The sequence below is a fragment of the Rhizorhabdus wittichii genome (assembly GCF_017607425.1).
Lineage (GTDB): Bacteria > Pseudomonadota > Alphaproteobacteria > Sphingomonadales > Sphingomonadaceae > Rhizorhabdus > Rhizorhabdus wittichii.
In genome coordinates this window covers 2,516,904-2,537,418 of the sequence record NZ_CP059319.1, presented here as the reverse complement: position 1 = coordinate 2,537,418, position 20,515 = coordinate 2,516,904, and the positions used below count along the sequence as shown (strand labels likewise).

At 69.7% G+C, this 20,515-nt stretch carries 17 protein-coding genes; 9 read left to right on the top strand and 8 right to left on the bottom strand.

Going from position 1 to position 20,515, the window contains the following annotated elements:
• Nucleotides 1-12: 12 nt before the first annotated feature.
• Complete coding sequence (locus HRJ34_RS11920; protein WP_012050149.1) at nt 13-1,005, bottom strand: KpsF/GutQ family sugar-phosphate isomerase; 993 nt, start codon at nt 1,003-1,005, stop codon at nt 13-15.
• Between the two features lie 139 nt (nt 1,006-1,144).
• Nucleotides 1,145-2,563 (bottom strand): hypothetical protein, encoded by a 1,419-nt coding sequence (locus HRJ34_RS11915; RefSeq protein WP_012050150.1) that lies wholly within the window; start codon nt 2,561-2,563, stop codon nt 1,145-1,147.
• Nucleotides 2,564-2,790: 227 nt separating this feature from the next.
• On the opposite strand from HRJ34_RS11915, the gene HRJ34_RS11910 reads away from it, so the two are divergent.
• Together HRJ34_RS11910 and HRJ34_RS11905 are read left to right on the top strand one after the other, a co-directional pair.
• Complete coding sequence (locus HRJ34_RS11910) at nt 2,791-3,582, top strand: metallophosphoesterase family protein (RefSeq protein ID WP_037506411.1); 792 nt, start codon at nt 2,791-2,793, stop codon at nt 3,580-3,582.
• Nucleotides 3,583-3,648: 66 nt separating this feature from the next.
• Complete coding sequence (locus HRJ34_RS11905) at nt 3,649-6,315, top strand: EAL domain-containing protein (RefSeq protein ID WP_208634197.1); 2,667 nt, start codon at nt 3,649-3,651, stop codon at nt 6,313-6,315.
• 58 nt (nt 6,316-6,373) lie between these two features.
• Here the strand turns inward: HRJ34_RS11905 and HRJ34_RS11900 are convergent, their stop codons facing one another.
• Together HRJ34_RS11900 and purL are read right to left on the bottom strand one after the other, a co-directional pair.
• A complete protein-coding gene (locus HRJ34_RS11900) occupies nt 6,374-6,754 on the bottom strand; it encodes an endonuclease domain-containing protein (RefSeq protein ID WP_208634196.1) in 381 nt (126 codons plus the stop codon).
• A gap of 40 nt (nt 6,755-6,794) precedes the next feature.
• On the bottom strand, nt 6,795-8,966 hold the full coding sequence (gene purL, locus HRJ34_RS11895) for a phosphoribosylformylglycinamidine synthase subunit PurL (protein ID WP_030092682.1): 2,172 nt from the start codon (nt 8,964-8,966) through the stop codon (nt 6,795-6,797).
• 97 nt (nt 8,967-9,063) lie between these two features.
• Here purL and HRJ34_RS11890 point away from each other — a divergent pair, with 97 nt between their 5' ends.
• Genes HRJ34_RS11890 through HRJ34_RS11875 form a run of 4 tightly spaced genes read left to right on the top strand, consistent with a single transcriptional unit; the run spans nt 9,064 to nt 11,850 of the window.
• Complete coding sequence (locus HRJ34_RS11890; protein WP_152523561.1) at nt 9,064-9,441, top strand: hypothetical protein; 378 nt, start codon at nt 9,064-9,066, stop codon at nt 9,439-9,441.
• Nucleotides 9,442-9,467: 26 nt separating this feature from the next.
• A complete protein-coding gene (locus tag HRJ34_RS11885; protein ID WP_012050156.1) occupies nt 9,468-9,995 on the top strand; it encodes a sigma-70 family RNA polymerase sigma factor in 528 nt (175 codons plus the stop codon).
• The gene (locus HRJ34_RS11880) at nt 9,985-10,740 is read left to right on the top strand and encodes an anti-sigma factor family protein (RefSeq protein ID WP_012050157.1); all 756 of its coding nucleotides are present in this window, start codon (nt 9,985-9,987) and stop codon (nt 10,738-10,740) included. The genes HRJ34_RS11885 and HRJ34_RS11880 overlap by 11 nt, the downstream gene beginning before the upstream one ends.
• 18 nt (nt 10,741-10,758) lie before the next feature.
• The gene (locus tag HRJ34_RS11875) at nt 10,759-11,850 is read left to right on the top strand and encodes a 2OG-Fe(II) oxygenase family protein (RefSeq protein ID WP_012050158.1); all 1,092 of its coding nucleotides are present in this window, start codon (nt 10,759-10,761) and stop codon (nt 11,848-11,850) included.
• Between the two features lie 54 nt (nt 11,851-11,904).
• Here HRJ34_RS11875 and HRJ34_RS11870 read toward each other — a convergent pair whose 3' ends face one another.
• Genes HRJ34_RS11870 through HRJ34_RS11860 form a run of 3 tightly spaced genes read right to left on the bottom strand, consistent with a single transcriptional unit; the run spans nt 11,905 to nt 15,160 of the window.
• Nucleotides 11,905-12,525, bottom strand: coding sequence for an Isoquinoline 1-oxidoreductase subunit (locus HRJ34_RS11870; protein ID WP_208634195.1), 621 nt, complete (start codon nt 12,523-12,525; stop codon nt 11,905-11,907).
• Entirely contained in the window at nt 12,522-14,702 is a 2,181-nt protein-coding gene (locus HRJ34_RS11865; protein ID WP_208634194.1) for a xanthine dehydrogenase family protein molybdopterin-binding subunit, read from the bottom strand. Before HRJ34_RS11865 ends, HRJ34_RS11870 begins: the two co-directional genes overlap by 4 nt.
• Entirely contained in the window at nt 14,699-15,160 is a 462-nt protein-coding gene (locus tag HRJ34_RS11860; protein WP_208634193.1) for a (2Fe-2S)-binding protein, read from the bottom strand. The genes HRJ34_RS11865 and HRJ34_RS11860 overlap by 4 nt, the downstream gene beginning before the upstream one ends.
• A gap of 143 nt (nt 15,161-15,303) precedes the next feature.
• Here HRJ34_RS11860 and HRJ34_RS11855 point away from each other — a divergent pair, with 143 nt between their 5' ends.
• On the top strand, nt 15,304-16,299 hold the full coding sequence (locus tag HRJ34_RS11855; RefSeq protein ID WP_037507217.1) for a ligase-associated DNA damage response exonuclease: 996 nt from the start codon (nt 15,304-15,306) through the stop codon (nt 16,297-16,299).
• Between the two features lie 53 nt (nt 16,300-16,352).
• Complete coding sequence (locus HRJ34_RS11850; protein ID WP_208634192.1) at nt 16,353-17,951, top strand: cisplatin damage response ATP-dependent DNA ligase; 1,599 nt, start codon at nt 16,353-16,355, stop codon at nt 17,949-17,951.
• Between the two features lie 185 nt (nt 17,952-18,136).
• Here the strand turns inward: HRJ34_RS11850 and HRJ34_RS11845 are convergent, their stop codons facing one another.
• Nucleotides 18,137-19,537 carry a methyl-accepting chemotaxis protein gene (locus HRJ34_RS11845; RefSeq protein ID WP_226949168.1) on the bottom strand — a complete coding sequence of 467 codons (1,401 nt, stop codon included), beginning with the start codon at nt 19,535-19,537 and terminating at the stop codon, nt 18,137-18,139.
• Between the two features lie 119 nt (nt 19,538-19,656).
• Between HRJ34_RS11845 and ku the strand changes: the two genes are divergently transcribed.
• A complete protein-coding gene (gene ku, locus HRJ34_RS11840; RefSeq protein WP_208634191.1) occupies nt 19,657-20,514 on the top strand; it encodes a non-homologous end joining protein Ku in 858 nt (285 codons plus the stop codon).
• Nucleotide 20,515: the final 1 nt, after the last annotated feature.

Sequence of the window (20,515 nt, the reverse complement as noted above, 5' to 3'; positions counted from 1 at the left end):
CGGGCGGCGGGATCAGCTCAGGCCGTAGCGGACGAAATCGTGGATATGGACGATGCCGGCCGGCGTGTCGGGCCGCTCGTCCTCCATCACGAAGACGGTGGTGATCTTGCAGTCGTTCATGATCATCAGCGCGTCCTCGGCGAGGGTGCCGAGCGGCACCGTCTTGGGATTGCGCGTCATCACGGCGGCGGCGACGCCGTCGCCCAGGTCGCCGACATGGCGGCGAAGGTCGCCGTCGGTGATCACCCCGACCAGGCGGCCGTCGTCATCGACCACGCCGGCGGCGCCGAAGCCCATCGACGTCATCGTCATGATCACCTCGCGCATCGGCGTGTCGCGGCGCACCAGCGGCAGGCTGGCGCCGCCGTGCATCATCTCGCTCACCGCCATCAGGCGCAGGCCGATCGCCCCGCCCGGATGCAGCTTCTTGATATTGTCGCGGGCGACGCCGCGCAGGTCCATCAGCGCCATGCCGAGCGCATCGCCGAGCGCGAGCATCATCGTCGTCGAGCTGGTCGGCGCGATGTTGCTGGGGCAGGCTTCGCGCACCTGCGGCAGCAGCAGGCGGACGTCGGAGGCCTGCATCACCGGCGAATCGAGCCGCGAGGCGATGCCGATGATGCGGATGCGCATGCTGCGGCAATGCTGCATGATCGGGGTCAGCTCGGGCGTCGAGCCCGAATTGGACAGGACGATCAGCGTGTCGCCCTGCTGCACCATGCCGAGGTCGCCATGCGCCGCTTCGGCCGGGTGGATGAAGATCGCGGGCGAGCCGGTCGCCGCGAAGGTGGCGGCCATCTTGCGGGCGATATGCCCCGACTTGCCCATGCCGGTGACAACGATGCGGCCCTGGGTCGCGTCGAGCATCCGCACGGCGCCGGCGAAATTGTCGTCGAGATAGGCTTCGAGCTGGAGGAGGGCGTCGATCTCGGCCCTCAGCACCTGGCGGCCGCGTTCCAATAGCTGTTTCGCGGTCGCTTCGGACCGGATGTCGTGTGTTATCACGCTCGTCTCCCTGGCCCCACCGCGCGCCGTGAAAATATACAGGCATGCATTTGTTGCAATAACAAATTGCGGCATTGCACCAAAACGGATCATGGGGCTGCGTAGTAACGACGGAGCCGTTTCGGGGTTGCCTTGATACTCAGCTCTTTTTTCGGACGATCATCCCGAAGGAGGTCGAAACCCAGCGCAGCAACTGCAATTTCAGGTGCGGATCGCTGGAATAGGGCGGGAGGTCTATGAAACGGTCGAGATCGGTGTCGCCGCTGTCGAAGGTGATCGGCATCACCTCATGCCCCTGGGCCAGCAGCCGCTCGGCGAGCGTCTCGAAGTCGCGGCGGCGGAAGATCACGGTGCCGCCCTTGTCGAGGGTCGAGCTGTTCGAGCTGAGGTTGAGCTCGGTCGTGTGCACCGCGATGCCGCCGGGGGCCAGGCACTTCAGCGAATTCTCGAAGAAGGTCAGGCCGGCCTCGATCGAGCCGAGATGCTCATAGGCGCAGGACGACCAGGTGAAGTTGAAGTCGACGAGGTCGGCCGGGATCGCGTTCATGTCGACCGGGCGATAGCTGACGCGCTCGAAGAAGGCGGCCTCGTCGCAGAGCTGCGGATTGTGGATCTGCCGCAGGTTGGAGCCGAGCTGATAGGTGTCGTTCCACACCTGCGCCCGGTCGTCGTCGGCGGCGAGGTCGGTCGCGACCACCTCGCATCCCGCCGCGGCGAAGATCGACGAGAGCGGCTCGATCCCCACCCCGAAGCCCAGGCCGCGCGCTCCCGGTTGCAGCGCGCCGTAATATTCGAGCGCGCGCAGGATGAACACGAACTCCCACTGCTTGCGGTGGCGGGTGGGCGCGTTGTCCATGCGGCGGCACCATTCCGCATAGATGGGCTCGGCCATCTGCGAAGCGGTGCACATCTGCGAGATCGGATGGGCGAGGGTCGCGCGGCGGCGCACGACGGTCTTCCCGAGCGCCCCGGTGCCCGGCGCCGCCAGGAATTCGCGCCGCGCCGCCTCCAGCCGGGCGCGCAGCGCGTCGCTGCTGTCGCCGCCCTTCAGGCTGATCTCGACCCGCTCGGCGCGGGCGTCGGCATCCTCGCTCAGCGTGCCCATGATCGCATAGCTGTGGCCGGGCAATCCGAACTTGGTCACCTCGAAGTCGCCGCCGTCGGCGACCAGCTTGTCGATCGGCAGGGCCAGCACCTTGGGCGGCACCGACTCGCCGGCCTCGGTGAGCCCGTTGATGTTGATGATGAGCTGGCCGCGGGTACCGGTCAGGCCGGGCAGGTGGACCCGGTAGCGCATCCGGCCGCCGGTCGACGGCACATAATCGGTGTGGAAGGCATAGCCCGGCACCAGGCTGGGGTCGGTGCCGCCCTCGCCGGACAGCGCGCTCGTCTGTCCCGCCCAGAAGGAGAAGGGCCGGAGCAGGACCGCCACCTCGTCGCGCCGCCCGCCGGTGCGCAGGTCATGCCACCAGCGAAATGCCCTGGTCGCGATGAGGCGAAGCAGCGACCGATCCGGAAGCGAGGCGGGACGGGACTGAATGGGTGCGTTTACGGTCATGATCGATCGGCTGCTCTATGGCCGCACAAGAACATGGTTTCAACCGTGTAGATGACGAACGGCCTTGTGGGACGGTCAGCATGACGTAGCCGGCTTAACCCAACCTTGCCGTTTCGGCCGCTCGCATTGCCAATCCGGCGGCCCGTCGCCATATTCGCGGTGGTGGAGATGTTGCTTTGAACCAGCCAGGAACCGACCAGGGCGGAGACCGCGGATGGCGGCAGCGGATGAACACGCTGACCGCGCGGCGGGCCGATGCCCATCGTCCGCAGGTGCCGGCGGGGCAGCGCGTCTATGCGGTCGGCGACGTCCATGGCCGGCTCGATCTGCTGCTGCCGCTGCTCGCCCATATCCGCGACGACATCGCCGCCCGGGCGGAGGCCGACAACCATGTCGTGCTGCTCGGAGACCTCGTCGATCGCGGGCCATATTCGGCGGAAACCGTGGAATATGCGATCAGCGGCCTGCCCGCTTTCGCGACCTTCCACATCCTCATGGGCAACCATGAGGAGGCGATGCTGCGCGCGCTCGATCCCATGGACGACCAGAGCCAGAACCTCTGGCTGAAGTTCGGCGGATACGAGACGCTGGCCAGCTACGGGGTCCCGGTCGCGACGCTGGGGGAGGAACTGCCGCCGGCCGAGACGCTGCGCCGCTATATTCCCGAGCGCCATCGCCAGTTCCTCGACGGCCTGCCCGATGCGATCCGCTTCGGCGACTATGTGCTGGTCCATGCCGGGGTCCGCCCCGGCGTCCCGCTCGAGGAGCAGGACCCGAAGGACATGCGCTGGATCCGGCAGGAGTTCCTCGATCACAAGGGCGATCATGGCGCCTTCATCGTCCATGGCCACTCGATCTCGACCGAGCCCGACATCCAGGCGAATCGGATGGGCATCGACACCGGCGCCTATCGCAGCGGCACGCTGACCGCGCTCGGCCTCGAGGGCGACCGCCGCTGGCTGCTCCGCGCCAGCGTGGTCGACGGCGAAGTTCAAACGAAATTAAGCAGCCTGGGATAGACCTCGACTCGACGGGCGCGGGGGTGGGTCTCCGCGGTCCGTGCGGGATCGAGGGAGAAGCGCCGGATGCGGCGGGTACGCGGAAGATCGGCCTTCGCGATCGAAGGGCGCGGTGACGGCGAGGATGGCGCCGATGCGGGGCGCCTGCGCTTCCTGCGCGGCCTTTTCCCGCGCGGCGACGCGCACGACCGGCAATCGGTCGCCAACCGCGTGCGCATGGCGCTCGACGCCCTGCCGCTGCTGCTGCTCGCCGACCTGATCGTCGCCGCCGGCCTCTGGCTGCTGGGCCGCCCTGCTTTGGGCGGCGCCGGCTTCTGGATGATCGCCGCGCCGCTGCTGGCGATGCTCGTGGCGGGCGGGGCGATCCGGCTGGTCGCGCGGCGCGGGAAGGGGGCCACCGCCCCCGAACGGATGCACGGCTTCGTCGCGCTGCTCGGGCTGGTCCAGGGGTTCGGCTGGTCGGTCTGGCTGCTTGCCTCGGCGACCGGCCTCGCGCCGTCGCGCTGGGCGCTCGCGGCGGTCGCGCATGGCGGGCTGCTGGTCGTCACCACGCTGGTCTTCGCGCCGGTGCCGACCGCCGTGCTGGCGCTGTGGCTCTGCCTGGCGATCGCGGCCACCGTCGCGCTCGGCCCCTGGGCGGTGCTGGCCCTGCTGGTCCCGCTGCTCGCCGTCGCGGTCGTCATGCTCGGCGGCATATCGGAGCGCAGCTATGTCGCGTCGCGCCGCTGGCTGGCCCGCGCCGCCGTGGCGCTGAAGGCGTCGCTGCTGCTCGGCGAGTTCGAGGAGAGCGGGCGCGGCTGGTTCTGGGAAACCGACGATCGCGGCCTGATCAGCTATATATCGCCGCAGATCGCGGCGGCGCTCGGCCTCGCCGCCGATCGGCTGCTCGGCACGCCGATGACCGGGCTGGTGCTGCACGAGGCGGGCGACGGCGCCGGTTCGGGCGCGGGCGAGCGGACGCTGGGCTTCCACCTCGCGACCCGGCTCGCCTTCTCCGAGATCGCGGTGCGCGCGGCGGGCGACGACGACGTGCGCTGGTGGTCGCTGTCCGGCCGCCCGGCCTTCGACGAATATGGCAATTTCCTGGGCTTTCGCGGCAGCGGCACCGACCTGACCGAGATGCGCCGGTCCGAGGCGGAGGTGAAGCGCCTCGCCAGCTATGATTCGCTGACCGGCCTGCCCAACCGTATCCTGATGCGCCGCACCCTCGACGAATCGCTGCGCGACATCGCCGGCCGGCCCAAGCGCGCGGCGCTGTTCATGCTCGACCTCGACCGCTTCAAGATGGTCAACGACACGCTCGGCCATCCGGTCGGCGACGCCCTGCTGCGTCAGGTCGCCGTGCGGCTTCAGCGCGTCGTCCAGCAGGACGGGCAGGTCGGGCGGCTCGGCGGCGACGAGTTCAACGTCGTCCTGCCCGGCATCGTCGAACGGAACCGCCTCGCCACGCTCGCCTCGGCGATCATCCAGCAGCTGTCCCAGCCCTATCTGATCGACGGGGCGCACGTCTCGATCGGCGCCTCGGTCGGCATCGCCATCGCGCCCGACGACGGTGCCACCGCCGACGCGCTGGTCCGCAACGCCGATCTCGCCCTCTACGCGGCCAAGGCCGACGGCAAGGGCGTCCACCGCTTCTACGAGCCGGAGATGCACGCCAGCGCCAAGGACCGGCGCCTGCTCGAAATGGACCTGCGCGGGGTGATGAGCGAGAGCGGGCTCCACCTCGTCTACCAGCCGGTCGTCGATGCCGGGAGCGAGGCGATCGTCTGCTTCGAGGCGCTGGTCCGCTGGGACCATCCGACGCGGGGCGCCGTCTCTCCTTCGGATTTCATCCCGGTGGCCGAGGAGATCGGCCTGATCCCGCAGATCGGCGAATGGGTGCTGCGCACCGCCTGCCTGGAGGCGGCGAACTGGCCCGATCCGGTGCGGGTCGCCGTCAACATCTCGCCGATCCAGTTCGCCAATCCGTCGCTGCCCGGGATCGTCCTGTCGGCGCTCGCGGCCGCGCAGCTGCCGCCGCACCGGCTGGAGCTGGAGATCACCGAGGGCGTGTTCCTCAACGACGATGCCGCGACCGATGCGATGTTCGCCCGGCTCAAGGCGATCGGCGTCCGCTTCGCGCTCGACGATTTCGGCACCGGCTATTCGTCGCTCGGCTATCTGAAGAAGGCGCCGTTCAACAAGATCAAGATCGACCAGAGCTTCGTGCGCGGCGCGGCGGTTCCCGGCAACCGCAACGCGGCGATCATCCGTGCGATCGTGGCGCTCGCCGAGAGCCTGGAGATGGAGACGACCGCCGAGGGGGCGGAGACGCCCGACGAACTGGCGCTGATCCGCTCGCTCGGCTGCAGCCACATCCAGGGCTATATCTTCGGCCGGCCGATGCTGTCCGACGAGGCGCGCGCGCGGGTCGCCGGATCGGGCAAGCTCGCCATGCCGGGCCTGCTCGTGACCCGCGATCCCCGGGTCGCGGTGCTGCGCTCGGCGACGGTGCGCAGCGCGCGCGGCGTCGAGCCGGCCCGCATCCGCAACCTGTCGCGATCGGGGGCGATGATCGAATGCGCCATCCCGTTCCGCCCCGGCGAGGCGGTCACCCTCGACCTCGGCAATGGCGGGCCGGTCGACGGCGTGATCCGCTGGGCCGACGAGGACCGCATCGGCGTCGCCTTCGACGAGCCGATCGAGGCCGACCAGATGGCCCCGCAAAGGATGGTCCGTAGCGCGGCGGGCTAAGCAAATCCTCCCCATGCTGTGCATGGGGAGGGGGACCACCCGTAGGGTGGTGGAGGGGTCATCCGCGCTCCAGACAGATGCGACGGATCGCATCCGCCACCGCCGCCACGTCCCGCAACACCTCCGCCGCCGGAACGCTGACGATATCGATCCACTGCTCCGCCAGCCACGCTCGGCGCGCTTTGTCGCGCTCCGGCCGGTCGCCCATGTCATGCCCGATCCCGTCGACCTCGACGGCGAGCCGAAGCTCGGGGCAGTAGAAATCGAGAATATAGGGACCCACAGGATGCTGCCGCCGGAAGCGGAAACCGACGCCCTTGTTTCGCAGCAACCGCCAGAGGAGGACCTCGGGCAGGCTCATCTCGCGGCGAAGCTGGCGGGCTCTGGCGCGGGTCGTCGGGCTTGGCAGCGTCGGATACCCCTCCACCATGCTGCGCATGGTCCCCCTTCCCAAGCTCCGCTTGGGGAGGATTTTTTCGTCAGCCCATCAAGGTCGGGAAGAAGCCTTCATGCGCGTCGCGCAGCTTGTGCAGGGGGACGCCAGCGAGGGTCTCGCCGCCGGTGGTGCCGAGGCGGCGGGCGGTGACGCCGGCGGTCAGCGCGGCGGCCAGGATCGCGTCCGAATTGGCGGTGGTCACGACGTAGCGCGCCTGGTCCTCGCCGAAGGCGCGGCCATGGTCGAGATCGTCGACATGCGCGCCGATGCCGCCGGCCAGCGCCATCTCGGCGAGCGCGACCAGCAGGCCGCCGTCCGAGACGTCGTGGACCGCCGTGACCCGCCCGGCCAGGATCAGCTCGCGGACGAAGTCGCCGTTGCGCTTCTCCAGTTCCAGGTCGACCGGCGGCGGGGGGCCGTCTTCGCGGCCGGCGACGTGGCGCAGCCACAGCGACTGGCCGAGATGCGCGCCGTCCTCGCCGATCAGCAGGATGTGCTCGTCGGCCGCCTTGAAGGCGATCGTCGCCATCGCATCGATGTCGGCGAGCAGGCCGATGCCGCCGATCGCCGGGGTCGGCAGGATCGCGCTGCCCGACCCGTCGTCGTTCTTGGTCTCGTTGTAGAGGCTGACATTGCCCGACACGATCGGGAAGTCGAGCGCCGCGCAGGCCTTGGCCATGCCCTCGATCGCGCCGACGAACTGGCCCATGATCTCGGGCCGCTGCGGGTTGCCGAAGTTCATGCAGTCGGTGGTCGCGAGCGGCTTGGCGCCGACCGCGGTGATGTTGCGCCAGCATTCGGCGATCGCCTGCGCGCCGCCCTCGACCGGATCGGCGAAGACGTAGCGCGGGGTGCAGTCGGTGCTGATCGCGATGCCCTTCTTCGTCCCGTGGACGCGGACCACCGCGGCGTCGCCGCCGGGGCGCTGGACGGTGTCGGCGCCGACCATGTGGTCATATTGCTCCCAGATCCAGCGGCGGCTGGCGAGGTCGGGCGAGGCCATCAGCGCGACCAGGTTGTCGCCGATCGATCCCTTGGCCGCGACCGCGCCGAGCGGCTCGCGCGGGGCGGTCGGCACCCAGGGGCGGTCGTAGAGCGGCGCCTCGTCGGCGAGCGGGCCGAGCGGGATGTCGCACACCGTCTCGCCGTCGAAGCGCAGCACCATGCGGCCGGTGTCGGTGACCCTGCCGATCACGGCGAAGTCGAGTTCCCACTTGCGGAAGATCGCCTCGGCCTCGGCCTCGCGGCCCGGCTTGAGGACCATCAGCATACGCTCCTGCGATTCCGACAGCATCATCTCATAGGGCGTCATGCCGGTCTCGCGGCAGGGGACGGCGTTCATGTCCAGCTCGATGCCGACGCCGCCCTTCGACGCCATCTCGACCGAGGAGGAGGTGAGGCCGGCCGCGCCCATGTCCTGGATCGCGACGATGACATCGGTCGCCATCAGCTCGAGGCAGGCCTCGATCAGCAGCTTCTCGGTGAACGGGTCGCCGACCTGCACGGTCGGGCGCTTCTCCTCCGAATCCTCGGAGAAGTCGGCCGAGGCCATGGTCGCGCCGTGGATGCCGTCGCGGCCGGTCTTCGAGCCTACATAGACGATCGGGTTGCCGACGCCCGAGGCGGCCGAATAGAAGATCTTGTTGGTTTCGGCGACGCCCACCGTCATCGCGTTGACGAGGATGTTGCCGTCATAGGCGGCGTGGAAATTGACCTCGCCGCCGACCGTCGGGACGCCGACGCAATTGCCGTAGCCGCCGATGCCGTGGACGACGCCGGCGATCAGGTGGCGCATCTTGGGATGGTCGGGCCGGCCGAAGCGCAGCGCGTTCATGTTCGCCACCGGCCGCGCGCCCATGGTGAAGACGTCGCGCAGGATGCCGCCGACGCCGGTCGCCGCGCCCTGATAGGGCTCGATATAGGACGGGTGGTTGTGGCTCTCCATCTTGAAGATGGCGGCCTGGCCGTCGCCGATGTCGACGACGCCGGCATTCTCGCCCGGGCCGCAGATCACCTGCGGGCCGGTGGTCGGCAGCTTCTTCAGGTGGATGCGGCTCGACTTGTAGCTGCAATGCTCGGACCACATCACCGAGAAGATGCCGAGCTCGGTCAGGTTCGGCGTCCGGCCGAGCGCACGCAGGATGCGCTCATATTCCTCGGGCGACAGGCCGTGCTCGGCGACGATTTCGGGCGTGATCTCGGTGGGCTGGGTCATGCGCCGCCGATAGCGGGCGAATCGCCGGGCGGCTAGACCCTATCCGGAGCCTTCGGCCTCCGGCCGCGTTGATATGGGGGAGACCGAGGGGAGGATGATGAAGCCTGAAACGATAGGCCGGGCGATCGGCGCGGCGAGCCTGGCGTTCGGCATCGCCGACATCGCGCTGGGGCGGCGCCTCGGCCACGGCATCGGCGCCGGGGCGGAGATGGGCGGGCGGCTGTTCCGGATCGCCGGCGCGCGCGAGGTGGCGACCGGCGTCGCCGGCCTGCTCGCGCCGGGGAGCGCGGCGCCGGTGCGGTGGCGGCTGGCGGGCGACGCCTTCGACCTGGCGGCGCTCGCCTATATCGCCGCGCCCGCCAATCCGCGCCGCAAGATGGCGCTGCTCGCGCTCGGCGTCGTGGCCGGCGTCGCCCTCGCCGATTTCCTCGGCTCCCGCGCGCTCGACAAGGGCCCCGACAAAGGGTTGGAATAATCCCCCCGCCGGCTCGTATCTGGGGCATGAGCGGATGGAGCAGCCATGAGATCGAGCGCGAATTGCCGCGATTGCGCGGCTATGCGCGCGCGTTGACCAGGGACGCGGTCGCGGCCGACGACCTCGTCCAGGAAGCGTTGCTGCGCGCCTATGAACGGGCGTCGACCTATCGGCCCGATCGGGCGCTGCGGTCCTGGCTGCTGTCGATCCTCCACAATCTGTTCATCGACCAGAAGCGGCGCGAGGGCAGCGAGCAGCGGCGCAACGCCAGGCTCAGCCAGCTCAGCGAGGGGCTGGTCGCGCATGGCGGGCAGGAGCAGGCGGTGTTCCTGCGCGAGATCGCGGCGCGCTTCGAGGCGCTGCCCGAGGAGCACCGCGCCGTCATCAGCCTGATCAGCGTCCAGGGGCTGAGCTATCACGAGGCCGCGACGACCCTCGGCGTGCCGGTCGGCACGGTCATGTCGCGGCTGCACCGCGCGCGCGCCGCGTTGCGCGAACCCCAGGCCGCCGAAGCGACCCGCCTGCATATCGTTGGAGGCAAGGATGCATCCTGAACCCGTCACCGAAGCCGAGATCCAGGCCTATCTGGACGGCGAGCTCGATCTTGGCCGCCGGCTCGAGGTGGAGAGCCATCTCGCCGCCGATCCGGAGGCCGCCCATGTCTTCATGGAGGATTTGCGCCTTCGAACCTCGCTGCGCCTGCTGGCGACCGACCTCGGCGACGCGCCGCCGGAGATGCTGTCCGCCGCCGCCCGGCTGTCGGCCCGGCTGGGCGACGGGGCGCCGCGCAGCTTCCGCAACCTGTGGGGCGGCCGGGCGATGCAGGGGCTTGCGGCGGCGGCGCTGATCGCGATCGTGGTGCTGCCTGGGCGCGACGTCCAGGCCGGTCCGCCCGCTTATGTCGGCGACGCCGTCGCGGCCTATCGCACCGGCCTGCTGCGCGAGGCGATGGTCTCGCAGGTCGAGACGCCGCGCTTCGACGCGGGCGAGGTCCAGCGCAACACCCAGATCCGCGTGCCGCGGCTGCCGGCCCAGTGGGTCGTGACCGACGCGCAGATATTCCCGTCGAAGGAGGGGCCGGCGTTGCAGCTCATGGTGCGGACGCCCAATGCCAAGAAGCTGTCGCTGTTCGCCGTCCGGGCCCCGAGCGACGCGCCCATGGCGCCGACCGCCGTGCGGCACGAGGGCGCATCGGTCGCCTATTGGCGCGAGGGCGAGATGTCCTACGCGATCACCGGCCCCGAGGAGCCCGAGACGATCGACACGGTGGCCGAGAATTTCGTCGACGAAGCGGTCTGATCGGAACCCGCCCGCACGATGACCGGATTTCTGATGCCGGGGGACCCGGCGCCCTGGTTCGCTGCGCCGACGCTCGACCGGCCCCGCTTCCAGTTCGACAGCATCGCCGGCCGCCATGTCGTGCTGCTGTTCCTCGGCAGCGCGGGCACGGCGCAGGCCCAGGCGGCGCTTGCCGCGCTGGCGGCGCAGCGTGACCTGTTCGACGACCGGAGCGCCTGCTTCTTCGGGATAAGCGACGATCCCGACGATGCGGCCCAGGGCCGCATCGCCCATCGGATGCCCGGCATCCGCTGGTTCCTCGACCATGACCGGTCGATCGCGCGGCGGTTCCGGGCGGTCGATCCCGACGGGCGGACGCGGCCGCACTGGCTGCTCTGCGATCCGATGCTGCGCGTCCTCGGCCGCGCCGGCATCGGCGCCGGACCGAAGCTGCTCGACAGCTTGCGCGCCCTGCTGGCCGGGCCCGCGCCGGACCTGCCCGCGCCGGTGCTGGTCGCGCCGAACATCTTCGATCCGGCCTTCTGCCGCCGCCTGATCGACCTCTACGAGCGGCACGGCGGCAGTCCCTCGGGCTTCATGCGCGAGGTCGACGGCCGGACGGTGGGGGTGATGGATTCGTCGGTCAAGCGGCGGAGCGACTATTATCTCGACGACGACGACGTCCTGCGCGAGCAGGTCAGGGCCCGGCTCTCCCGCTTCCTGGTGCCGCAGATCGAGCGCGTCTTCCAGTTCCGCGCCAGCCGCATCGAGCGGTACATGATCGCCTGCTACGACAGCGGCGACAGCGGCTTCTTCCAGGCGCATCGCGACAACACCACGGGCGGCACCGCCCATCGCCGCTTCGCCTGCACGATCAACCTCAATGCCGGCGACTATGAGGGCGGCGACCTGATCTTCCCCGAATTCGGCCAGCGCCGCTACCGCGCTCCGACCGGCGGCGCGGTGGTCTTCTCCTGCTCGCTGCTGCACGAGGCGACGCCGGTCACGCGCGGCAAGCGCTACGCCTATCTGCCCTTCCTCTATGACGAGGCCGCCGCCCGCCAGCGCGAGGAGAACGCCCGTTCGGGCAAGGTCGGCGCCGACCTCGCCACCTATCGCGCGGAGGCGTAAATCCATCCGTCATCCTGGCGAAAGCCAGGATGACGGATGGGGGGAGGATGCCTCTCAGCTCGGGCAATAGGTGCCCGAATCCGCCCAGGCCTTGAACAGCGCCCCGAACTCGGCCTGGGTGCCGCCGGGCGCGGGGGTGCGCTTGCCGCCGGGATGCCAGCCCCAGCCGACCAGTTCGTCCTCGGCCATGTGGTGGACGAGTTCGGCCATGCTGCGGCCGCCGTTGCGGTTGCTGTCCTTGATCTGCGCGCAGATCGCCCCGAGCGACTTGCCGGCCCAGGCCATCTCCTCCGGCGCGAGCTGCCATTTCGGGTTGCCGGGCACGCCCGCCGGCTCGAAATTCTCGCCATGATGGCAGGTCATGCAGCGCATGCCGGCCGCGCCCATGCCGCCGTCGCCGCGCACGACCAGCGGCATGTGCGGCCGCATCGCGTCGGTCTGGGTCGGCCGCTGGCCGGCCGGGTGGCAGTTGGTGCAGCGCGGATGCTGGATCACCTTGCCGACCTCGGCGAACAGCGCGAGCGAGCGGGCCTTGCGGTCCTTGATCCCGGCGAAGTCGGACAGCGGGCGCAGGCTGGTCGCCATCGGCGTCGCTGCTTCCTTGCCGGCGGCGATCCCCGCCCCGGCGACGGCCAGCGCGGCGAGGGCCGCGACGATCGACAGCCGGGCGATCATGCCCGCACCATCGGCAGGCGGGCCGGACGCTTGCCGCCGAGCGCGGCGAGCGCGTTGGCGACGGCGGGGGCGAGCGGGGGAACCCCCGGCTCGCCGATCCCGGTGGGGGGCTCGGCCGACGGGACGACGACGACCTCGATTTCGGGCATCTCGTTGATCCTCAGCGATCGATAGTCGTTGAAGTTGGAGACGGCGGGAACGCCCTCGACCAGCGGCACCTCGGCATAGAGGGCGTGGCCCAGCGCATAGCCGATCCCGCCCTCGACCTGGGCGCGGATGATGTCGGGGTTCACCGCGATGCCGCAGTCGACCGCGGCCCACACCTTGTGGACGCGCGGCTCGCCGTCGGCGCCGACCGAGACCTCGGCGATCTGCGCGACGAACGTGTTGAAGCTCTCGACCACCGCGACGCCGCGGGCGCGGCCGTTCGCCGCCTGCGGCCCCTTCCACTGCGCCAGCTCGGCGACCGCCTTGAGCGCGCCCGCGGCGCGCGGCGCCTTGCCCATCATCGCCAGCCGCCCGGCGACCGGGTCCTGCCCCGCCACCTTCAGGAGCTGGTCGACGAAGCATTCGACGGCATAGCCGGTATGGGTGTGGCCGACCGACCGCCACCACAATGTCGGCACCGGCGACTGGGCGACATGGACGTCGCAGCGGAAGTCGGCGATGTCGTAGAGCAGCTCGGCGGCGCCCTCGCTCATGATCGAATCGATGCCGTCCTTGACGGCGAAGGATTCGAACGGCGATCCGATCATGAACGACTGGCCCATCATCGTGTTCGACCAGGCGGTGATCCGGCCGTCCTTCACCGCGCCGCGGAAGCGGTGGACGAACAGCGGGCGGTAATAGCCGCCGTGGATGTCGTCCTCGCGCGTCCACACCAGCTTGACCGGGGTGCCGACCGGCATCGCCTTGGCGACTTCGGCCAGCTCGGCGGCGAGGTGCGCGGTCGCCTGGGCGCGGCGGCCGAAGCTGCCGCCGGCGAGCAGCGTCTCGATCTCGACCTTCTCCATCGGGATGCCGAACACCCTGGCGATCGCGCCCTGGTCGATCGTCTGTCCCTGCGATCCGAAGCGCGCGCGGGCGGTGGTGCCGTCCCAGACCATGAAGCCGTCGAGCGGCTCCATCGGCGCATGGGCGAGATAGGGGAAGGCATAGTCCGCCTCGATCACCTCGCCGCCGGCGGCCAGCGCCTTGTCGACGTCGCCGCTCGCGCGGTGGACGCGGCCGGGTTTCCGCGTCTGCTCGAGATAGGCGGCGATCATCTCGTCGGTGCCGCGCATCTCGGCCTTGCTGTCGTCCCAGGCGACCTTGAGCGCCTTGCGGCCCTTGATCGCGGGCCACATGCCGCGCGCATAGACGGCGACCCCGCTCGATATCTGGCGGACGGCGACGACGCCCTTGACCTTCAGCGTCTCGGCGGCGTCGAAGCTCTTCACCGTCCCGCCGAAGCGCGGGCTGCGCGCGACCAGGACGGTCAGCATGTCCGGCGCGGTCATGTCGATGGTGAACTTGGCGCGGCCGGTCGACTTGTCGGCGCTGTCGACGCGGCGGCCCGACTGGTCCTTGCCGATCAGGGTGAAGGCCGACGGGTCCTTGAGCCTGACCTGCTTCGGGGCCGGCAGCTTGGCCGCCGCCGCGGCGAATTTGCCGAAGCCGGCCGAACGGCCGCTCGCCTTGTGGCTGATGACGCCCTTGTCCACCGCGATGTCGGCGGCCGGCACCTTCCATTCGGCGGCGGCGGCCTGGACCAGCATCGCCCGCGCCATCGCGCCGGCGCGGCGGAGCTGGTCGAAGCTGTTGGCGATCGCGGTCGAGCCGCCGGTGAGCTGCGCGCCGAGCAGGGTGTTGGCGTAGATCGCGACGTTGGCGGGGGCGCTCTGGACCCGCATCTGCGCCCAGTCGGCGTCGAGCTCCTCGGCGGCGATGGTGGCGAGGCCGGTATAGGGGCCCTGGCCCATCTCGGTATGCTTGACGATCACCGTCACGACGTCGTCCGCGCCGATGCGGATGAAGGCGTTGGGATCGACCGGGGCCGGGCCCTTGGCCTGCGCCAGCGCCTTGCCCGCTCCGAACGGCAGGCTCAGGCCGATGACGAGCGCGCCCGCGCCCTTGAGCGCGTCACGGCGGGAGAGGGGCTGGCGGGAGAGGGTGGTGTGCTGCGCGCCCATGGTCATGCCGCCGCCAGGGTCTTGGCCGCGGAATGGATCGCGGTGCGGATGCGGACATAGGTGGCGCAGCGGCAGAGATTGCCGTTCATCGCCAGGTCGATGTCGTTGTCGCTGGGCTTCGGATTCTCGCGGAGCAGGGCGACCGCGCTCATCACCTGGCCCGACTGGCAATAGCCGCACTGGGGCACGTCGTGCGCCACCCAGGCGTCCTGCACCGCCTTGGCCTCGGCTCCCTCGACCGCCTCGATCGTGGTGATCTCGCCGGTCACGCCGGAGACCGGCATCGCGCAGGAGCGCAGCGGCTGGCCGTCCATGTGGACCGTGCAGGCGCCGCACATCGCGACGCCGCAGCCGAACTTGGTTCCGGTGAGGCCGAGATCGTCGCGGATCACCCAGAGCAGCGGGGTGTCCTCGTCGACGTCGACGCTGCGATCGGTGCCGTTGACTTTGATGGAGTAGGCCATGGAGTCGACCTCAGGATGTTACGATGGGTAACATCATAGCGTCTCCGATCGCCATGTCACCAAAAACGGGCTATATACGGGCGTTTACAGCACTTTCGCAGTGGTCGACGGAACTGGCGGCGGCGCCTATCGTCTCTTTCGTCATGGCCGCTCGCTGGATCGAAGCATCGCCCAAGGGCATCTATGTGCGTCCCGCCGATGCGTGGATCGATCCCTCGGTCCCGGTCGAACGCGCGCTGGTCACCCACGGCCATGCCGATCATGCGCGCGGCGGCCACGGCACGAGCTGGGCGACGCCCGAGACGCTGGCGATCATGGCGCTGCGCTATGGCGACATCGCGGGCATCCCCGTCGCCTATGGCGAGACCGTCTCGCTGGGCCCGGTGAACATCAGCTATGTCCCTGCCGGCCATGTGCTGGGATCGGCGCAGATCCTGCTCGAACATGCTGGCGAGCGGGTGGTGGTGACGGGCGACTACAAGCGCCGCGACGATCCGACCTGCGCGCCGTTCGAGCCGGTGCCGTGCGACGTCCTCGTCACCGAGGCGACCTTCGGCCTGCCGGTGTTCCGCCATCCGCCGATCGGGCAGGAGATCGACCGGCTGCTCGGCGCGCTCCATGCCGCGCCGGAGCGCTGCGTGCTGGTCGGCGCCTATGCGCTGGGCAAGGCGCAGCGGGTGATCGCCGAGCTGCGCGCGCACGGCCATGCCGATCCGATCTACATCCACGGCGCGCTCGAACGGATGTGCGACCTCTATCGCGACTTCGGGGTCGAGCTGGGCGAGCTCGTCCCGGCGACGGCGGCCTCGGCCGAGCAGCTGCGCGGCAAGGTGGTGCTGTGCCCGCCGTCGGCGCTCAACGACCGCTGGTCGCGGCGGCTGCCCGATCCGATCACGGCGATGGCCTCGGGCTGGATGCGCGTGCGCCAGCGCGCGCGGCAGAAGAATGTCGAGCTGCCGCTCGTCATCTCCGACCATGCCGACTGGGACGAGCTGACCGCGACGATCCGCGAGGTCGCCCCGTCGGAGATCTGGGTGACGCATGGGCGGGAGGAAGCGCTGGTCCACTGGTGCGGCCTCCACCAGATGCAGGCCCGCGCCCTCGCGCTGGTCGGCTATGAGGATGAGGACGAGGGGTGATGGCGGGGTGTCGTCATCACCCCTTCCTCGAAGGGAGGGAAAAGACCTAGTCGATGCACGCCTTCTCCCAGCTCCTCGACGGCCTCGTCTACACCCGCTCGCGCAATGCGAAGCTGGCGCTGATCGCCGATTATCTGCGCAGGGCGCCCGATCCCGACCGGGGCTGGGCGCTGGCGGCGCTGACCGGCGATCTCGACCTGCCGGCGGTCAAGGCCTCGGCGATCCAGGCGATCGTCGCCGAACGGGTCGATCCGCTGCTGTTCCTGATGAGCCGCGACTATGTCGGGGACCTCGCCGAGACGGTCGCGCTGATCTGGCCCAAGCGGATCGACCAGCCCGCCGAGATCGACGACGGCTCGCTCGGTCTCGCGGCGGTGGTCGATCGGCTGATGCGGCTCGGCCGGGCCGAGGCGCCGGCCGCGCTGGGCGAGATGCTCGACCATCTCGACGCGAGCGGCCGCTTCGCCCTGCTCAAGCTCGCGACCGGGGGCTTGCGGGTCGGCATCTCGGCGCGGCTCGCCAAGACCGGTTTCGCCCAGGCCTTCGGCCTCGACGTCGACGCGGTCGAGGAGGTGTGGCACGCGCTGCGGCCCCCCTATGCCGAGCTGTTCGCCTGGGGGCTGGGCGGCGAACGGCCCGATCCGCGCGGCACGCCCTTCTTCCGGCCGTTCATGCTCGCCCATCCGCTGGAGGCGGAGACGCTCGACCTCGCCGACTATGCCGCCGAATGGAAATGGGACGGCATCCGCGTCCAGATCGTCGGCACCGGCCAGGCGGTGCGGCTGTACAGCCGCGCGGGCGACGACATCACCGCGACCTTTCCCGACATCGCCGCGGCCGCGGACGGGATCGACGCGGTGCTCGACGGCGAGATGCTGGTGCGCGGCGAGGCGCAGGGCGCGGCCGAGCATGGCGGGTCGGCCGCCTCGTTCAACGCCTTGCAGCAGCGGCTCGGGCGCAAGAACGTCTCTTCGAGGATGCTCGCCGACTATCCCGCCTTCGTCCGCCTCTACGATCTGCTGATCGACGGCGACGACGATCTGCGCGCGCTGCCGTGGGAGGCGCGGCGCGCGCGGCTCGAAGCCTTTGCCGCGCGGCTCGATCCGACGCGCTTCGACCTGTCGGCGGTGATCGCCGCGCGCGACTTCGACGAGCTCGCCGAGACGCGCGCCGGCGCCCGCGACGCGGCGATCGAGGGGGTGATGCTCAAGCGCCGCGACAGCCCCTATGTCGCCGGCCGCCGCACCGGCCTCTGGTACAAGTGGAAGCGCGACCCGCTGACCGTCGATTGCGTGATGATGTACGCCCAGCGCGGCCATGGGAAGCGGTCGAGCTTCTATTCGGACTATACCTTCGGCTGCTGGTCGGAGGAGGGCGAGCTGCTGCCCGTCGCCAAGGCTTATTCGGGCTTCACCGACGAGGAGCTGAAATGGCTCGACGGCTTCGTCCGCAACCACACGGTCAACCGTTTCGGCCCGGTGCGCGAGGTGGAGAAGACCTTGGTGGTCGAGCTGGCCTTCGACAGCGTCCACGACAGCCGGCGCCACAAGTCGGGCGTGGCGATGCGCTTCCCGAGGATCGCCCGCATCCGCCGCGACAAGCCCCCCGAGGAGGCCGATACGATCGAAGCGTTGAGGAAGCTGATCGTGTGAGGGGAAGGAGATGAGGTCGAGCCAGAAGCCTCCCGAGACCCCGGCCTCCGCCGGGGTGACGTAAAGAGGAAGAGCAAAAACGGAGCGCTAAAAACGGAGGCCGTCAGGGCTCCGCAAGCGCGAACGCGCGCCCGAGCTTATGCGAGGATAGCCAAGGTCGCGGATGCGACCGCTGGCGCCAGAGGCTAATCCAAATACGCGAATTCCAGATTGCCCCAGCGGCGGCCCTTCACATGGAGGGGCAGGCAGATGCTCTTGACCGGCCGATAGCGTCCGCCGCCCAGGTCCTGGCGATAGGTCTCGACGATGAAGGGCGCGTCGCTCTTCAGGTTGAGCGCGGTCTGCTCGTCCATGAAGAAGCGGCGGTTGCGGCAATGCTCGGCGTTCCACAGCGGATCGGGGCCCTGTGGCAGCGATCGGCTGCCGATATGGGTCGGCAGGAAGCCGTTGGCGTCGACGATCGCGGTGGCGAGGACGCGGCTGTCGCCCTCGACGATGCGGTCGAGCAGCGGCCGGACATGGGCGTCGGCGAAGGCGACGAAGCGGGTCATGAACTGCTCGGGGTCGCTGCCTGCGACGGGCACATAATCGCGGTCGAACACGTCGTCGATCGCCAGTCGGCCCTCGTCGATCGCCGCCTCGGTGATCCGCCTTATGTCGAGCATCAGCCGCCGCGCGGTCTCGATGAACGGCGTGTCGGCGGTGGGGACCCCGGCGTTCGACACCAGGTTGAGCAGGCCGTTGGAGATGCGCTCCAGATTGCCCAGCCGGTCCCGGGCCTCGCTCAGCGCCTGGCTGTTGGCCTGGGCCTCGTTCGACAGGCTGGTCAGCCCCAGTTCGAAATCCTGGACGTTGCGGCGGATCGCGAGCGACCCCTCGGCGATGTTGCCCGACCGGGTGTCGAGCGCGTCGACGAAGGCCAGCGTCTCGCCCAGCACATGGGCGAGCTCGGCGGTCTTCGCGCGCGCCTCGCCGCCGTTCGCGACGCCGGCCTCGATCTCGCCGCCGATGCCGCGCGCTTCCTCGTTGAGCCGCTCGATCGTGCGGGCGATCCGCTCGGTCGCGCTGCGGGTGTCCGAGGCGAGCTTCTTCACCTCGCCCGCGACGACCGCGAAGCCGCGCCCCGCCTCGCCGGCGCGGGCGGCCTCCAGCGTGGCGTTGAGCGCGAGCAGGTTGGTCTGCCGGCCGATGCTGTCGATCGACTGGGCGACGGTCCGCACCTGGCGCAGCGCCTCCTCCAGATTGTCCATCCGCTGGCCGAGGCGCAGCACCAGTTCGGTGAGGCCGGCGAAGGTTTCGATCGCGCCGTCGACGACGGGCTTGGACGCTTCGAGATGGCCGCGCGCCTGGGTGGCGAATTCGCGCGCTTCGGCGGCGGCCTCGGTGACTTGCTCCTGCTCGGCGCGCAGCCCGGTCGCCGCCTCGCGAAGCTGGTCGAGCAGGTCGGCCTGGGCGACGATCTTGTCGCCGACCTCGACGACGTTGCCGCCGACGTCGCTGCATTCGATGGCGAAGCGTCCGCAGCCGCGCGCGATCTCGCCGATCGCGGTTTCGAGCTTGAGCGCGTCCTTGCCTATCGGAGCCATCTCCATTCGGACCGTTATAGGGCGACATGGTAAACAGAATCTTGTCGCCGCCGCCGACAAGGAACGTTCGCCGCGCTGGGGGTTTGAATCGGTCACACCGTTGCGCAGGAGGAATCATCATGGCCGCGCGCGCCTATTGGCAGGGACAGATCCGCCTCGCGCTCGTCTCGATCCCGGTCGAGATCTATCCCGCGACCGGCAGCGGGGCGCAGGTCGCCTTCCACCAGATCCACGAACCGTCGGGCAAGCGGATCAAATATGAGAAGGTGGTGCCCGGTATCGGGCCGGTCGATACCGACGACATCGTCAAGGGCTATGAGGTGTCGAAGGGCAATTACGTCCTGCTCGAACAGGACGAGATCGACGCGGTCAAGCTGGAGAGCAAGCGTACGCTGGAACTGGTCCAGTTCGTCGATTCGCACGAGATCGACGTGCTCTACTTCGACAAGCCCTATTATGTCGTCCCCGCCGACGAGCTGGCCGAGGAGGCGTTCATCGTGCTGCGCGAGGCGCTGCGCCGCACCCGCAAGGTCGGGCTGGGGCAGCTCGCGATGCGCGGGCGCGAATATGTCGTCAGCCTGAAGCCCTGCGGGCGCGGCATGGTTCTGGAGACGCTCCGCTACGCCGACGAGGTGCGCAAGGCGCAGGGCTATTTCCGCGACATCCCCGACAGCAAGCCCGATGCCGACCTGCTCGACCTGGCCGAAACGCTGATCGACAAGAAGAGCGCCAGCTTCGATGCGAGCGAGTTCCACGACCGCTATGTCGATGCCCTCAAGGCGCTGATCGAGAAGAAGCGCAAGGGGAAGGGCAGGAAGGTCATCGAGGAGGTCGAGGAGGCTCCGGCGCGCAAGGGCAACGTCATCGACCTGATGGCCGCGCTCAAGAGGTCGGTCGAGGGCGGGAGCGCCGCGAAGGCGGCGCCCGCGCGGAAGGCGGTCCCGCCGCGCAAGGCGCCCGCCCGCAAGCGGGCCTGAT

Coding starts and splice junctions, on each gene's coding strand:
- HRJ34_RS11865 (WP_208634194.1), bottom strand. CDS start 14,702: ATGACCATGGGCGCGCAGCACACCACCCTCTCCCGCCAGCCCCTCTCC.
- HRJ34_RS11915 (WP_012050150.1), bottom strand. CDS start 2,563: ATGACCGTAAACGCACCCATTCAGTCCCGTCCCGCCTCGCTTCCGGAT.
- HRJ34_RS11885 (WP_012050156.1), top strand. CDS start 9,468: ATGAGCGGATGGAGCAGCCATGAGATCGAGCGCGAATTGCCGCGATTG.
- HRJ34_RS11900 (WP_208634196.1), bottom strand. CDS start 6,754: ATGCGCAGCATGGTGGAGGGGTATCCGACGCTGCCAAGCCCGACGACC.
- HRJ34_RS11890 (WP_152523561.1), top strand. CDS start 9,064: ATGAAGCCTGAAACGATAGGCCGGGCGATCGGCGCGGCGAGCCTGGCG.
- HRJ34_RS11910 (WP_037506411.1), top strand. CDS start 2,791: ATGAACACGCTGACCGCGCGGCGGGCCGATGCCCATCGTCCGCAGGTG.
- HRJ34_RS11855 (WP_037507217.1), top strand. CDS start 15,304: ATGGCCGCTCGCTGGATCGAAGCATCGCCCAAGGGCATCTATGTGCGT.
- HRJ34_RS11860 (WP_208634193.1), bottom strand. CDS start 15,160: ATGGCCTACTCCATCAAAGTCAACGGCACCGATCGCAGCGTCGACGTC.
- HRJ34_RS11850 (WP_208634192.1), top strand. CDS start 16,353: ATGCACGCCTTCTCCCAGCTCCTCGACGGCCTCGTCTACACCCGCTCG.
- HRJ34_RS11880 (WP_012050157.1), top strand. CDS start 9,985: ATGCATCCTGAACCCGTCACCGAAGCCGAGATCCAGGCCTATCTGGAC.
- HRJ34_RS11870 (WP_208634195.1), bottom strand. CDS start 12,525: ATGATCGCCCGGCTGTCGATCGTCGCGGCCCTCGCCGCGCTGGCCGTC.
- ku (WP_208634191.1), top strand. CDS start 19,657: ATGGCCGCGCGCGCCTATTGGCAGGGACAGATCCGCCTCGCGCTCGTC.
- HRJ34_RS11845 (WP_226949168.1), bottom strand. CDS start 19,537: ATGGCTCCGATAGGCAAGGACGCGCTCAAGCTCGAAACCGCGATCGGC.
- HRJ34_RS11905 (WP_208634197.1), top strand. CDS start 3,649: ATGCGGCGGGTACGCGGAAGATCGGCCTTCGCGATCGAAGGGCGCGGT.
- HRJ34_RS11875 (WP_012050158.1), top strand. CDS start 10,759: ATGACCGGATTTCTGATGCCGGGGGACCCGGCGCCCTGGTTCGCTGCG.
- purL (WP_030092682.1), bottom strand. CDS start 8,966: ATGACCCAGCCCACCGAGATCACGCCCGAAATCGTCGCCGAGCACGGC.